Source organism: Halanaeroarchaeum sp. HSR-CO (assembly GCF_024972755.1).
In the GTDB taxonomy this organism is placed as follows: Archaea; Halobacteriota; Halobacteria; order Halobacteriales; family Halobacteriaceae; genus Halanaeroarchaeum.
Genome location: NZ_CP087724.1, coordinates 2,092,793 through 2,106,681, shown reverse-complemented (window position 1 = coordinate 2,106,681; position 13,889 = coordinate 2,092,793). Strand labels below are relative to the sequence as shown.

At 64.8% G+C, this 13,889-nt stretch carries 9 protein-coding genes; 3 read left to right on the top strand and 6 right to left on the bottom strand.

The genetic code is table 11. The annotated features are described in order from the left end of the window. Positions 1 to 57: 57 nt before the first annotated feature. The 4 genes from purF to HSRCO_RS10930 all read right to left on the bottom strand — a co-directional run bounded on the left by purF (position 58) and on the right by HSRCO_RS10930 (position 3,170). Positions 58 to 1,518: an amidophosphoribosyltransferase gene (purF, locus tag HSRCO_RS10945; protein WP_259517683.1), complete on the bottom strand. Its 1,461-nt coding sequence runs from the start codon at positions 1,516 to 1,518 to the stop codon at positions 58 to 60. Between the two features lie 177 nt (positions 1,519 to 1,695). After that, the gene (locus tag HSRCO_RS10940) at positions 1,696 to 1,872 is read right to left on the bottom strand and encodes a 50S ribosomal protein L37e (RefSeq protein WP_259517682.1); all 177 of its coding nucleotides are present in this window, start codon (positions 1,870 to 1,872) and stop codon (positions 1,696 to 1,698) included. Then, on the bottom strand, positions 1,869 to 2,060 hold the full coding sequence (locus tag HSRCO_RS10935; protein WP_259517681.1) for an LSM domain-containing protein: 192 nt from the start codon (positions 2,058 to 2,060) through the stop codon (positions 1,869 to 1,871). Before HSRCO_RS10935 ends, HSRCO_RS10940 begins: the two co-directional genes overlap by 4 nt. 45 nt (positions 2,061 to 2,105) lie before the next feature. Continuing rightward, a complete protein-coding gene (locus HSRCO_RS10930; protein ID WP_259517680.1) occupies positions 2,106 to 3,170 on the bottom strand; it encodes a M20/M25/M40 family metallo-hydrolase in 1,065 nt (354 codons plus the stop codon). A 125-nt stretch (positions 3,171 to 3,295) separates the two neighbouring features. Between HSRCO_RS10930 and HSRCO_RS10925 the strand changes: the two genes are divergently transcribed. Further along, positions 3,296 to 4,246, top strand: coding sequence for a zinc-dependent metalloprotease (locus tag HSRCO_RS10925; RefSeq protein ID WP_259517679.1), 951 nt, complete (start codon positions 3,296 to 3,298; stop codon positions 4,244 to 4,246). A gap of 13 nt (positions 4,247 to 4,259) precedes the next feature. On the opposite strand, the gene HSRCO_RS10920 is transcribed toward HSRCO_RS10925, so the two are convergent. Next, a complete protein-coding gene (locus HSRCO_RS10920) occupies positions 4,260 to 4,808 on the bottom strand; it encodes a hypothetical protein (RefSeq protein WP_259517678.1) in 549 nt (182 codons plus the stop codon). 95 nt (positions 4,809 to 4,903) lie between these two features. Here HSRCO_RS10920 and HSRCO_RS10915 point away from each other — a divergent pair, with 95 nt between their 5' ends. Beyond that, the gene (locus HSRCO_RS10915; protein ID WP_259517677.1) at positions 4,904 to 7,531 is read left to right on the top strand and encodes an AAA domain-containing protein; all 2,628 of its coding nucleotides are present in this window, start codon (positions 4,904 to 4,906) and stop codon (positions 7,529 to 7,531) included. 9 nt (positions 7,532 to 7,540) lie between these two features. Here the strand turns inward: HSRCO_RS10915 and HSRCO_RS10910 are convergent, their stop codons facing one another. Further along, the gene (locus tag HSRCO_RS10910) at positions 7,541 to 10,294 is read right to left on the bottom strand and encodes an ATP-dependent helicase (RefSeq protein WP_259517676.1); all 2,754 of its coding nucleotides are present in this window, start codon (positions 10,292 to 10,294) and stop codon (positions 7,541 to 7,543) included. 341 nt (positions 10,295 to 10,635) lie between these two features. Here HSRCO_RS10910 and HSRCO_RS10905 point away from each other — a divergent pair, with 341 nt between their 5' ends. Then, positions 10,636 to 13,809: a PAS domain S-box protein gene (locus HSRCO_RS10905; RefSeq protein ID WP_259517675.1), complete on the top strand. Its 3,174-nt coding sequence runs from the start codon at positions 10,636 to 10,638 to the stop codon at positions 13,807 to 13,809. Positions 13,810 to 13,889 lie beyond the last annotated feature (80 nt).

The following is a 13,889-nucleotide window of genomic DNA, read 5'->3' as shown; positions in this document are numbered from 1 at the left end:
TTAAAAGCCCTTTCATTTGGTCGCCCTCCGGTGGTCGGGGCGGACGTCCACCTGCCCCTACAGTCCACCGTCGCCGATGACCGGGCGGTTGACCTCCCGGTCGGTCCCCTCGTCGTCGATGTCGTAGGGGTACTCGCCGGTTACACAGCCCATACAGAGGTTCGATCGATCCGTGCCGATGGCCTCGGCGACGGCCTCGTTCGAGAGGTACGCCAGGCTGTCGGCGTCGATGATCTCGGCGATGTCGTCGGCGTCCTGCTCGGCGGCGATGAGTTCCTCGCGGGTGGCCATGTTGATGCCCATATAACAGGGGGCAGTGATCGGGGGCGCACCGATACGGACGTGGACTTCCTCGGCACCCGCTTCCCGGACCAGCGAGACCAGTTGTCGCGAGGTGGTTCCGCGCACGATGCTGTCGTCGATGATGGTCACCGTTCGCCCTTCGACCGTGCTGCGGATGGGGTTCAACTTGAGCCGCACCGCGCGTTCGCGGGCCTCCTGGGTCGGCATGATGAACGTCCTGCCGACGTAGCGGTTCTTCATCAGTCCCTCCGCGAATTCGACACCCTCCGCGGCTTCGGCATATCCGGAGGCGAACGCCCGCCCGGAGTCGGGGACCGGCATGACGACGTCGGTATCCACTCCGCTCTCTTCCCAGAGTTTTCGGCCCAGGTCACGCCGGACCTCGTAGACCAGCGTGTCGTCGATGACGGAGTCCGGTCGGGCGAAGTAGACGTACTCGAAAAAGCAGTGGGCGTGGCGGTCGCGCTCGACGAGCTGATAGGCGTCGAACCCGTCGCCGTTCTCGTCGAGGACCACGAGTTCGCCGGGGTTCACGTCTCTGACGACCGAGCCACCGAGGGTGTCGATTGCTGCACTCTCGCTCGCCAGGATGTAGCCGTCCTCGAGTTCGCCGATGACGAGTGGGCGGTTGCCCTCGGGGTCGCGCAGACCCAGGACGGTGTCCCCGTGCATGATGGTGAGGGCGTACGAGCCGTGGATCCGATCCATGGTCCGTTTGACCGCCCGGACGAGGTCTGCCTCGAGGAGGTTGCGGGCGAGGTCGTGGGCGATGACCTCGGTGTCGCCATCGGAGGTGAAGGCGTGACCGATGTCGCCGAGTTCGTCGCGTATCTCCCCGGCGTTGACGAGGTTCCCGTTGTGCGAGAGGGCGAGCGATCCGCCCTTGAACGAGACGGTGAACGGCTGGGCGTTGCTCTCGTCGATGCTCCCTGCCGTCGGATAGCGGACGTGGCCGATACCCGTCGGGCCGGCCAATCCCTCGATGTCCCCCTCGTCGAAGGCGTCCCCGACGAGCCCCATCGCGATGTGCTGGTGTTGCTGGAACCCGTCGTGGGTGACGATCCCGGCCGATTCCTGGCCCCGATGCTGGAGCGCGTACAGGGCATAGTACGCCGGGAGGGCGGCGTCGCGTTCCGAGAGACTGAGGCCGACGACGCCACACTTCTCTGTCGGCCCCTCGTCGATTGCCGGGGCAGGGTCACGCCCGGATGACATGGACACCACTATCGTCGCACCGGGTAAAAATCCCCCGGCATCGTGCTGAAATCGCCGGAAGCGAGAACGGATTTATCCACGTCCGTGCACATGTGGGCCGGGGCGCGGGATGGGTCTCCGTTTCGGCACGGGCACGGCTATCGCTGGGGAGTTCGCGTTCCCGAGAAGGCCGTTCGTTCAGTTGTCGCCAGCCTTGTCCTGCCACTCGTAGCCGCGGCGTTTCGCGGATTTGCCGAAGCCACAACTCGAGCAGACGCCCTTTCGGACGTGGTACGATTTCTCTCCGCAACGGCGACACTTGACGTGCGTCGTCTTGTTCTTTTTCCCCTGGCTCGGAGTGCCGGCGCCAGTCATGGTTTGATGGTGACGACGTTATCGCCGCGTATAACGGTTGTGTTGTCCCCGCCCGGGTCTTCGATGACCAGATTCATGTGCTGGTCGTACCCGGCCAGAACGCCGGTGTACTCCTCGCCGCCTTTTAGCTGGACGGTCACGGGTTCGTGAAGGGTCTCCTCCAGCACGTCGAGTGGTCGGCCGCTCATACTCCACGAACCTGCCGTCAGTCGCTTAAACGTACCGAACCCGCATTATAGCGTCACGCCGAAGTACTCCCGTTCGTCTTCCCGGTCGGCCATCGCGGCCAGCACCCTCGCGGCGGTCTCCAGGTCCGCCGTGTCCACGACCTCCGCGGGCGTGTGCATGTACCGATTCGGGATACCGAGGTTCAACGTGGGGATGCCGCCCCGCTGGGTGTAGAAGGCGTCGGCGTCGGTGCCGGTCTGCTGCCCGGTCGCCTGTAGCTGGACGTCCAGCCCCTCGGCCTCTGCCGCCTCGCGGACGGCCGTCACGAGTTCTGGATGATTCGCGGTCCCCCGAGAGACGACGGGGCCGTTCCCCAGTTCGAGGTCGTTCGCCCAGTCGTCAGGATATCCCGGATTGTCGGCGGCGTGGGTGACGTCGACGGCGATGACGGCGTCGGGTTCGAGCGAGAATCCCACCATCTCCGCCCCTTTGAGCCCGAGTTCCTCCTGGACCGTGCTGACCGCACAGATTCGAGCGTCGACCTCCCGTTCTTTGGCCAGGCGGAGCGCCTCGGCGGCCACCCAGACGCCGACCCGGTTGTCGAGGCCGCGGGCCGAGAGCCGGGACCCGGCGAGGTCGTGGACGCCAGTCGCCGCGGTGGCGGGGTCGCCGACCTCGATCAGGTCTCGGGCCTGCTCGTCGTCTTCGGCGCCGATATCGACGTGCTGGGCCCTGATTTCGGGTACCGACTGGTCGTCGTCTTTGTCCCGGAGGTGGATCGCGGTCTGGCCGATGACGCCGTTTACCGGGCCATCGTCGGCGAGGATCTGGATCTGGGTCCCCCGCGAGACCAGTGGATCGGACCCACCGATTGGGATGATGCGGACGAATCCGTCGTCGGTGATGGAGGAGACGGTATACCCGATCTCGTCCGCGTGACCGCTGAACACGATATGGGGACCAGCACCTCCTTCGTAGGTGGCCACGGCGTTCCCGTAGGCGTCGGTCCGCGTCTCGTCGGCGAATTCCTCGACGTAGTCCAGCCAGACGCGCTGCCCCTCCGTCTCGAAGCCGGACGGGCTGGGCGTCTCGAGCAACTCGTCGAGGAAATCGCGGCGGTGGAGGTCCATGGATCTGGTTTGTCGGTCCGGTGGCATGAACGCACCGGAGGCGGCGTCTCGCGGTCGACTATTCGGGAAACCGTCGACTGCGGCGGCCCAGAAGGACTTTCCACGTGCACCCGTTATCCCCGGTGATGGATTTCACGACGGGGCTGCGGGCGGTCGCGAACGCTTCGGGGGAGGAGCCGGTCGACTGGTCGGCAGTCGCCACTGCCGCCAAGGCGTCCACCGACCCCGGGACGCTATCGCTCAGCGAGTCGGAGCAGGCGGGGTACGCGGCGGATGTGAGGGACGCCCGCTCGGCGATCAGCTCGCTCACTGGCCGCTCTTTTGCGGTCCCCGACACGATCGAGGTCCAGAACCGCCACCACTGGATCGACGCGAACGTCGAGACGTTCAGACGGGTCTTCGAGCCCCTCTCCCGGGAGGGCGTCTCGATCCACCGTCTCACGCGGACGGTCAACACGGCCACCACGGCTGGAACCCTGGCCTACGTGGCCCGCCACGTGCTCGGACAGTACGATCCACTCCTGCTCGCGGATGGCGACCCGAACCACGAACTCTATTTCGTCCACCCGAACGTCGTCCGCGCGGCCGAGACGCTCGACGTCGAGTACCCGCGGTTCCGCCGCTGGATCGCCTTCCACGAGGTCACCCACGCTGCGGAGTTCGGTGCCGCCCCGTGGCTCTCGGAGTATCTCGGTGACCGCCTCCACGAGGCCATCGAGGAACTGTCGCGATACGACGTCCCCCGTAGCTCGTTCGCCGAGTTGAACGTCGCCATGACGACGGTGGAGGGGTACGCCGAACTGTTGATGGATCACGCCTTCGACGCGGAGTCGGCTGATCTCCGGGAGAAACTCGACGCCCGGCGACGAGGTGGCGACCCGCTCTCCCGGGTGATTCGTCGCCTACTCGGGTTCACGCTCAAACGCCAGCAGTACGAACGCGGACGGGCCTTCTTCGACACCGTGGCCGGTGCGCGCGGTATCGACGGTGTCGGAGTCGTCTGGGACCGGCCGGAGAACCTTCCCACCGAGGCGGAACTCGAGCAGCCGAAACGGTGGCTCGACCGGATGGACTGATCAGCCCTTCTCTTCAGTAGAACCCGCGACCGACGTCGTCCGCTTCGATCAGGTCGTCGAATTCCGCTTCGAGTATCTCCTCTGCCTCCTCGAAGGTATCGGCGAGGCCGTCGAGTTCCTCAGGCCGACCGTGCTGGTCGTACTCCATCGGGCCGTAGGCGGGACTCTCGATGGTCTCCATCACGTCGTCGAAGAGGTCCCCGGGAGTGGTCGGCGCTTCTGCGTGGGTCTGGAGAACCGTCTCGAGGTCCTTCGCCTTTCGCTTCGCCTCGTCCTGGTCGTCGGGCCCCTGCTGAACCGCGAACCGTCCCCGATCGTCGGTCGGCAGGAACGGGTCCAGGTCATCGTCGATCCGTCGGGCGACCCGCGTTCCGACGCCCCGTACCTCGAATGGGTTCTTGGCGTAGGTCTTGAGGAGGAACACGCCGGCCGAGGGATGGCCGAGGTAGAAGTCCTCGCCGAGCCCACCGTCCCGGTCTCCCGCGACCGCACGCCAGTCGTCCGGGTCGGCGTTCGAGTCGACGACGTCCTGGACGATGTCCTGCCAATCGCGGACCTTCATCGTCTTTTCGTCGGCCGGCGAGCGGATTAAGCGTGGCGCTCTCCGCCGGATCACCGAACGACAGGATTTTCGGCCGCCGCGCCGTTGCCGCTGACGTGAACGTTCGGGGTCCGGTGACTGCCGTCGGCGATGGTCGCGAGGTCTCGACAGCCAACGGCACCCGGTCGGTGGCAGACGTCGCCCTCGCGCTCGACGGCGAGCCGACGACCGTCTCGCTCTGGGGCAAGTGGTCGGAGACGGCAGAATACCTCGAACCGGGGATGGAACTGCTCGTCACCGACCCGGAACCCCGGGACCGGGGTGGCTACTCGACGAGCACCGATTCTACTGTCGTCGTCGAACCGGACTTCCTCGTCGACGTGACAGACGTCAGATCGTGGGTGCAGTGTCCCCGGATGTACTACCTGAACAAACTCGGTGGTCTCCCGCTCAAGTACCCCGTCACGAAGGGGACCATCGTCCACGAGGTGTTCGGCGACCTGCTCCGTGGTCGTGACCTCGACGAGGCGGTCGCCGAACGCGTCGACGAGGCGGCCCTGGAGATCGGTCTCCTCGGTCGCGACCGCGACGAGGTGGAAGCCGACGTCCGGGCGAATGCGGCCGCAATCGAGGGGTGGCTCGCGCAGGGAACCCTCGACGGCGAGGACGCCTGGCGCTCGGAGGTGACGCTCATCTCGGAGACGGTCGGCATCAAGGGGCGGGCCGACGCCATTCGCCGGGGGATGCCGGTGGAGTTGAAGACCGGCAAGAACACCAACCGGTCACCCCGATTCCAGGACAAGATCCAGGCAGCGTCCTACGCGCTCCTCCTCGCCGAACGCGGGGTCGAACCGAACACCGGGACGCTCCTGTACACCAAGAACACCGCCGTCGACCGCTCGGCAGTCTCCGGCGACCTCTCGCCGGCGAAGGAGTTCTCCATCGGCCCCGGCCTGCTGAATTTCGTGGTCCGGACCCGCAACGAGATCGCCGCCATGGAGCACGACCGGTCGGTGCCAACGGGGTACGAGGCAGACGCCAAATGCGAGTACTGCTTCGAGCAGGACACCTGCATGGTCGTCTCCGGACGGCTTGCACAGGAGTCGAAAGCCGGTGCGGTCGGCACGCCGCTCCCCGAAGACGAACGCGAGTACTTCCAGACGTTCTACGACGCCATCGAGGCGGAACGCGACGCCATCCACGAGGAGTACCGCAAACTCTGGACGCAGACGCCCGAGGAACGGGTCGATACCGACCGCGCGGTCGTGGACCTCGAACCGTCGGACCGCGAGGAACTTCCGGACGGCCGCTGGCGGTTGCGGGCGACACGACCCGCCCCAGTCGCCTCGAAGATCCGGGAGGGTGACAGGGTGCTCGCGAGCGACGGCGACCCGGTCGCGGGCCGCGCGGAGATGGCACGTGTCACCCGACTCGACGCCGAGGTCGTGGAGGTCACGACGGACGAACCGGTCCCACTGCGCCGACTCGACGTCTATCCATCGGAGTTCTCCGTCGATCGGATGCTCACCGCCCTCTACGACGGGCTCTTGCGAGCGGACCAGCGCCGGAAGGACGTGTTGTTCGGTCGCGCGGACCCGGATTTCGGCGACGAAGGGGTCGATGCCGTCCCCACCAACGAGGCCCAGAATGCGGCGGTCGAACGAGCACTCAACGCTCGCGATTTCGCCCTCATCCACGGCCCGCCGGGAACGGGAAAGACCTACACCATCGCGGCACTGGTCGAGGCCCTCGTCGAACGAGGCGACCGGGTCCTCCTCGCTTCGTTCACCAACCGGGCGGTCGACAACGCGCTCGAGGCCGTTCGTGATCGTGGCATCGACGACCCGGTCCGCGTGGGCACCGAGAACGGCGTCCGTGAGGACATGCAGGACGTCCGCCTCGACCGGTCGGGCGACCCGGCAACCCAGGCCGGGGCGCTCGAATCCGCGTCGGTGGTCGCCGCCACGACCGCCACCTGCGGGTCGCGAGTGCTCCGCTCCCAGGAGTTCGACGTGGTGGTCGTCGACGAGGCGAGTCAGTTGACCGAACCCGACGCCCTCGCGGCCATCAACCGCGGCGACCGGTTCGTGCTGGTCGGCGACCACCACCAGTTACCTCCCGTGGTCCAGTCGGACTCTCGGCTCACGACCTCGTTGTTCGAACGGCTCATCGACGCCCATCCCGAGGCAGCCGTCATGCTGGACCGGCAGTACCGCATGTCACAGCGTATCCAGGCGTTCTCCTCGCGGGAGTTCTACGAGGGGGCACTCCGCCCCGCCACCCCATCAGTTGCCGGACAGACGCTCGCCGACCTCGACGTCGATACCGACGCCGTCCCTGATGGCGTCACCTTTCACCAGGTGACTGGCACGACTGCCCCTCATACCGACGCGGCAGAAGCGGAGTACGTCGCGGACCTCGTGTCCGGCTACCTGGACGCTGGCGTCCCCGCTGTGGACGTGGGCGTCATCGCTCCGTTCCGTGCGCAGGTCGCCGAGATCGGTCGCCTGGTTCCTTCGGGCGTCGTCGTGGATACCGTCGACCGCTTCCAGGGCTCGAGCAAGGAGGTCGTCGTCGTCTCCTTCGTGGCGACCGGGTCGCTCGATGGGCCCATTTTCGAGGACGCACGGCGGATGAACGTCGCGCTCACGCGGGCGAAAAAGGCCCTCGCCCTCGTCGGTGACCGGGCGGCGCTTTCGGAAGACGAGCGATACGCTCGGATGGTCGACTGGGCGGACCGCTGACCGACCGGATCATTCTTCGTCGATGTGTTCCAGTACCCGGTCGTGGAAGTCCCTGAGCGCCGCGTCCTGATCCTCGGTCAGGACGACGTCGCTCGCCGAGAGGGTCGCCAGCCCGAACGCACGTGGGGTCGGCGCGGGCGGGCGGTGGTGGACCACGGAGAGGTCACCGTCCTGGACGCGCCCGAGGACGGTCTCGATGCCCTCGACGTGGAGGGTATCCTCGATAATCTCGCGGTAGGTCTCCTCGAGGACGGCGAGGTCGGTCAGATCCTCGGCGAACCCGAGGAGCATCTCCGAGGAGATCTGCTGGCGGCGGGCGGACTTCTCGTGGCCCTTGTACCGTTTGAGGATCATCAGCGAGCGCGTGGCGTTGATGCGAAAGTAGCGGGCTAGACGGTCGGTGCCGTCGAGACTCTCCCGCAGGTAGTCGCGAACCGCGTCGGGGACGGTGTCACGGAGCAGGCCGACGACGTCCACCTTCCGATTGAGTGGCATCGAGAGGCTGAAGCCGTTGTCCGCGACGGCGATTGAGACGTTCGCGTTCGCCTCCTGGGCGCACCGATAGGCCAGGACGCGAGAGAGGCCATCGTTGAATCGCCGACCGTAGTTCGAGTGGACGTAGTATCGACGCCGATAGTCGTCGCGGTCGAGTACCTCCTCGACGACCAGGCGGTCCTCGGTGCTCACGCTCTCCGCGCCAGCGAACCGGACCTGCTCGTCGAAGAGACGGGCCAACGCTCGAACGCCGTTCTCGTCGATAGGAAAGCCCCGGAGCCAGGCCCGGACGCCCGCCCGACCCCCGTCCGCCAGGTGCTCGAGCAGGGTGCGCTGGAACGCGAGTATCTCGCGCCCGAGGTCGTAGGAGAGGGGGAGCCGTTCGGAGAACCAGGAGGGGACGGTCGGTCGCTCGCCGGTGCGGTCCACGTAGACCTTCGACCCACGCCGGTAGCGGTAGGCGTAGCGGTCACCCCCCAGGACGAAGACGTCGCCCGGGTCCAGCGTGTCGAGGTACTCCTCGTCGAGGTCGCCGACCCACTGGGTATCCTCCCGGGTATAGACGTCACAGGTAAAGGAGTCGGGAATGGTGCCGATGTTCGTCATGTAGATGACGCGGGCGAGTCGACCCCGCTTGCCGATCAGGCGTTCGCCCACGTCGTACTCGGGGTAGTGATGCTCGCCGTCGGGCGGGTCGTTCTCGTCGCGCCAGACCTTCGCGTAGACGTTGCGCTCCTCGAAGCCCTCGAAGTCGGCCTGGAGGTAGGTGAGCAACTGCTCCCAGTCCTCGTCGGTGTACTCGCGGTAGGGATAGGCTCGCCGGAGGATACCCTTGATCTCCGTCTCGGGGCGGGGGCCGTTGATCGCCATGCCGTAGACGTGCTGGGTCGCGACGTCCTGGGCGCGTTCGGGGACGAAGACCCGGTCGACGAACCCCTCCTCGGCCTTCGCGAGCATCACCGCACACTCGACGAGTTCGTCGCGGTCGAGGGCGATGACTCGTCCGGTCACCGTCTCGCCGACGCGATGGCCTGCCCGCCCCACCCGCTGGAGCAGCGAAGCGACCGACTTCGGGGACCCGATCTGGACGACGAGGTCCACGTGGGGCATGTCGATGCCGAGTTCGAGGCTCGTGGAGGTCGTGACCACGTCGAGGGTGCCGTCCTTCAACTGCCGCTCGACGCGCTGGCGCTTCTCTTTCGAGAGCGACCCGTGGTGGGCCCCGGAGTTCGTCTCGTCGAACGGCCCCATCTCGCGCAAGCGATGGAGGACCCGTTCCGCGCCCGAGCGCGTGTTAGTGAACACGAGCGTGGAGTCGTGTGCGTCGATGAGTTCGTAGAGGTGCTCGTAGAAGGCGGACTGGATGGCCGACTGCGAGGTGTTCACGAGGTCGGCGACGGGGGTGGTGAGTTCGAGGTCGTAGTCGCGGAGAAAGCGCGTGTCGACGATCTCGACGTCCCGTGGCGCCAGTCCGCCCTCCGACGAATCCGCATCGTCCTCGTAGCCGACCAGGAACTGTCCGATATCGTCGAGTGGCTCCACAGTCGCCGAACAGCCGATGCGGGTCACGTCGCCCGCCATCGCCTGGAGGCGTTCGAGGCTGACGGCGAGGTGGGTCCCGCGTTTCGAGTCGGCCAGCGAGTGGATCTCGTCGACGATGACGTACTCGACGGTCGCGAGTTTCTCCTTGAACTTCGGCGAGTTCAGCAGGATGGCGAGCGTCTCCGGCGTGGTGTTGAGGATATGGGGCGTCTCCTCCAGCATCGCCCGTCGCTCGCTGTCCGCGGTATCGCCGTGTCTGATGGCGTGTCGGATCTGGCCGATGCCATCGCTGTCCGCACTATCGCCGCCCTCGTCACTTCGTTCGTCCATCCGTTCCTGGATGCCCGCCAGTGGCACCTCCAGATTCCGATGGATATCGTTCGCGAGCGACTTCAGCGGTGAGACGTACAGACAGTAGACGGTGTTCTCGAGCCCCTCGGTGCGCTCTCTGCGGTAGAGTTCGTCGATGATGGCCGTGAAGGAGGCGAGGGTCTTGCCACTCCCCGTCGGGGCGGCGATGAGGGCGTTCTCGTCCGCGTGGATGAGCGGGATGGCCTCGCGCTGCGGTGGGGTGAAGTAGCCGCCGTTCTCCGGGACGTACTCGCCGAACTGGTCGACCCACCACTCCTGGACGGCGGGTTCGAGCAGCGAGAGGACCTCGGTGTCTGCGGGTTCACCGTCCACCGAGGTGTCTGCCGAGCGGTCGGGTGGCGCGTTGGCACCCATTCGTCCGATGATACTGCGGGAGAACTGTTGTACCTGTTGAAAGCGCGGTGAAAGTGAAACGTGTTCCGCTCGTCGACGTGGCGAGCGCTAAACGGTGACATACCCAATAAACGATGGGCTATTGTCCGTACGGTCAGACCGAGTCCCGCCACCAGCCAACCCTGTCCCATCGTGTCGGAGTACCTATAGATAATAATTGATATAAGTCGCGTGTGCGGCCGTACGAGCGTTTGACTAGTTCGCCTGTTGTGTAGCGGGCCAGATGAGTGACGTCAATCCCCTAAATTTAAGGGTGACGTTCCCTTGAGGATTTAGAAAGTACAATCCATACTTGATATGCCATGTCTTTAAACCCGATCCCGGATCTCTCGTCTCTCACGGATGATTCAGCTCTTCTCCAGTTCATCGACGGCCTCGACGACCCGATTCTGGCCCTCGACGAACAGCTCCGGGTTACGGTACTGAATACGGCCGCAGAACGGTACTTCGGCCGAACCGAGGATGGGATACGAGGCCAGGCGTACACCGTTTTGTTCCCCGAGGAATCTTCTGCGTTGCAGAAGCGACTGGAAACGGTCATCGAAACGGGCGACTCCGCCGAGTTCGAACAGACCGTCGACGAGCGAGATGGCTGGGTAACGGTGACGGCGTATCCGTCCACGTCGGGCGTGGTCGTGTTTCTCGAGGACGTCTCGGCGGAGAAGACACGAGCACGGCAGTTGGAGCGATTCCGCACGGCAATCGACCATTCGAACGACTCGGTGTGGATCGTCGATCCGAACGAACAGACGATTCTGGACGTCAACGAGACGGCCTGTGACCAGCTGGGCTACGCCTGTGCGGAACTCCGTGGGATGTCACCGGTCGATATACAGACGGAGGTCTCGAGTGCCGCGGAGTGGCGTGACCACGTCCAGTCGATTCGGGAGACTGGCTCGCTCACGTACGAGGGCCACCATCGACGGAGCGACGGAACCACGTTCCCCGTCGAGGTCGAGGTATCGATGGCGGAGCTGGAAAACGGCGAGGAGATCGTCGTCGCGGTGGCGCGGGACGTGACTGGCCGCCGGAGACGGTTACAGGAACTGCGGCGCCTCAAGAAGGCGGTCGAACAGGCCGGTCACGCCATCTACATCACCGATACCGATGGAACGATAGAGTACGTCAATCCGGCGTTCGAGGAGATGACCGGGTACGCCGCGACGGAGGCCATCGGTCGGAATCCCCGTAGCCTGCAGTCGGGTCGAATGGACGACTCGTACTACGAGAGGCTCTGGGAAACCATCCAGGACGGGGAAATCTTCCACGAGGAGGTTCCAAACCGCCGCAAGAACGGCGAGATATACTGGGCGGATCAGATCATCGCGCCGATACTGGAGGAAGGGGAACCGAGCGCCTACGTCGCGATCCAGCGGGACATCACCGAACGGATGGAGAACGAACGGGAACTGGAATTACTCGGGACGCTCGTCGATTCGGCGAACGACGCCGTCTACGTGATCGACGAGCAGACCGGGGCCATCGAGTACGCCAACGAGACGGCCAGCGAGATGGCGGGCTACGATCGCGAGGAGTTACTGGACCTGACCGTGGTGGATATCTCCGCATACTTCGAGACGGTCGAGGAGTTCAAAGATCACGTCGAATCGAGCGACAAAACGGAGACGATTACCGCCGGTCACGACCACCTGCGAAAGGATGGGTCGCCGGTCCCGGTCGAGGTCTCCGCACGGACGGTGACGTTCGACGGTAACTCCTACCGTATCGTCATCGCCCGGGATATCGCTGCACGACAGTCGAGATTGCGGGCGCTGGACGAGTACCAGCGCTCGCTCGAACGACTAAACGACGTGACACTCGACCTGCTGCGGACGGAGTCACCAGCGCAGCTCCGCGATCACGTCCTCGACGCGACGATGGACATCTTCGACGACGCCGAGGTCGCGTACATCTCGTACGACAAAGCGGAGAACGTCCTTCGTCCCGAAGGCGTCCGTGGGTTCGAGACCACCGACGAACTGGGTGTCACGCGGTTGGCCCCGGGCGAGTCCGTCCTCTGGGAGGCGTTCGCGGACTCGTCGGTCCGAGTGGTAGAGGACGTGAACGAGCGATGGATCGATGGGGACGGTCCCGAGACGTGGTTGCTCATCCCGATAGCGAACGAGGCGATTCTGCTGGTGACTCACCGAAACCGTGACGAATTCCAGGACCGGTCGGTCGAGCTGGCAAAACTCCTCTCGACTATCGGCGAGGACGCGTTCGAACGGATCGCGTGGGAGACTCAACTTCAGGACAAACGCACCGAACTCGAGTTGACGAACGAGCGGTTGAGCGAACTGACCCGGGTGAACGAACGCGCCAGGAAGTTGCAAAACCAGCTGCTCGACACCGAATCACGCGAAGAGATCGAAGCGAAGGTCTGCCGGAGCCTGGCCCAGTTCGACGACGTCGCACTGGTCTGGATCGGTGGCTACCAACCGGGGGAATCGACGATCGAACCCCGGGCGTGGCGAGGGCCCAAGAGCAGCTACCTCGACGCGAACAGTTTCGAGATGCCCGCCGATGGATCTGAGCCAGCGGTACGGGCCGTCGACGAACGAAAGCCCGTGGGAATCCAGTCGATCGCCGAGCATATCGACCAGGACGCCTGGTATCGGGAGGCACTGAAACGGGGCTTCGGATCGGCGCTCAGCGTCCCGATCAGCCACGACGAGGTCCGCTATGGCGTATTGACGATATACGAATCGGGACCGATGTCGTTCATCGAACAGCGCCAGGTCGTCTTCGAGGAACTCGGGGAGACCATCGCCCGTGCGATTACGATGGTCGAACAGCGCCGGTCACTCGGCAGTCGGGACCGCGTCGAACTCCAGTTCGAGACCGACGAGGTCGACTCGCTCTGTGCGGCCTTCGCTCGCGAACTGAACAGTTCGATGACGGTGGATGGAATCGTGGGACAGGGAGACGAACGATACTACCTCTACGGGACGGTCGACGGTGTCTCGGAATCGGCGGTACGCAACGCGGCAGAAGCGATTCCGAGCATTCGAGCCCTCCGAATACTGGAGGAAGGGGCGGAGCGGGTTCGATTCGAAATCGACACAGGGAATCAGATACCCCCCATCACGATTCTCGAATCCGGGGGCCGGTTCCACGAGGTGCAGGTAACGCCGTCTAGCTGTGTACTCGTCGTGAGTTACCACGACGGGGCCCAGATCAACACGGTCATCGACACCTTCGTCCACCGCCATCCCAACTGGGAACTCAGTGCCCGTCGGCAACTGGTAGGACAGGAGACGGAACGGACCGATTCGACACAGGATCGTCTCACGGACCGCCAACTCGAAATATTATCAGCAGCATTACACTCTGGCTACTTCGAATGGCATCGAAAGACGACCGGCGAAGAACTCGCGGAGATGTTCGACGTCTCACCTCCGACGGTGTATCGGCATCTACGGCTGGCATTACGCGAAGTCGTCGAGGACGCAGTGACCGATCGGCAGTCCCGCTGAAAGATGTCGATTCTATGACTGTAATTTTGTTATCTAGAGGCCCACTCGCGGGAGCCGTCTGTATCTAGTCACCATCCGGA

What these genes read in the sequence shown, in the direction of transcription:
- purF (WP_259517683.1), bottom strand. Translation starts at nt 1,518, where the DNA reads ATGTCATCCGGGCGTGACCCTGCCCCGGCAATCGACGAGGGGCCGACA.
- HSRCO_RS10940 (WP_259517682.1), bottom strand. Translation starts at nt 1,872, where the DNA reads ATGACTGGCGCCGGCACTCCGAGCCAGGGGAAAAAGAACAAGACGACG.
- HSRCO_RS10935 (WP_259517681.1), bottom strand. Translation starts at nt 2,060, where the DNA reads ATGAGCGGCCGACCACTCGACGTGCTGGAGGAGACCCTTCACGAACCC.
- HSRCO_RS10930 (WP_259517680.1), bottom strand. Translation starts at nt 3,170, where the DNA reads ATGGACCTCCACCGCCGCGATTTCCTCGACGAGTTGCTCGAGACGCCC.
- HSRCO_RS10925 (WP_259517679.1), top strand. Translation starts at nt 3,296, where the DNA reads ATGGATTTCACGACGGGGCTGCGGGCGGTCGCGAACGCTTCGGGGGAG.
- HSRCO_RS10920 (WP_259517678.1), bottom strand. Translation starts at nt 4,808, where the DNA reads ATGAAGGTCCGCGATTGGCAGGACATCGTCCAGGACGTCGTCGACTCG.
- HSRCO_RS10910 (WP_259517676.1), bottom strand. Translation starts at nt 10,294, where the DNA reads ATGGGTGCCAACGCGCCACCCGACCGCTCGGCAGACACCTCGGTGGAC.
- HSRCO_RS10905 (WP_259517675.1), top strand. Translation starts at nt 10,636, where the DNA reads ATGTCTTTAAACCCGATCCCGGATCTCTCGTCTCTCACGGATGATTCA.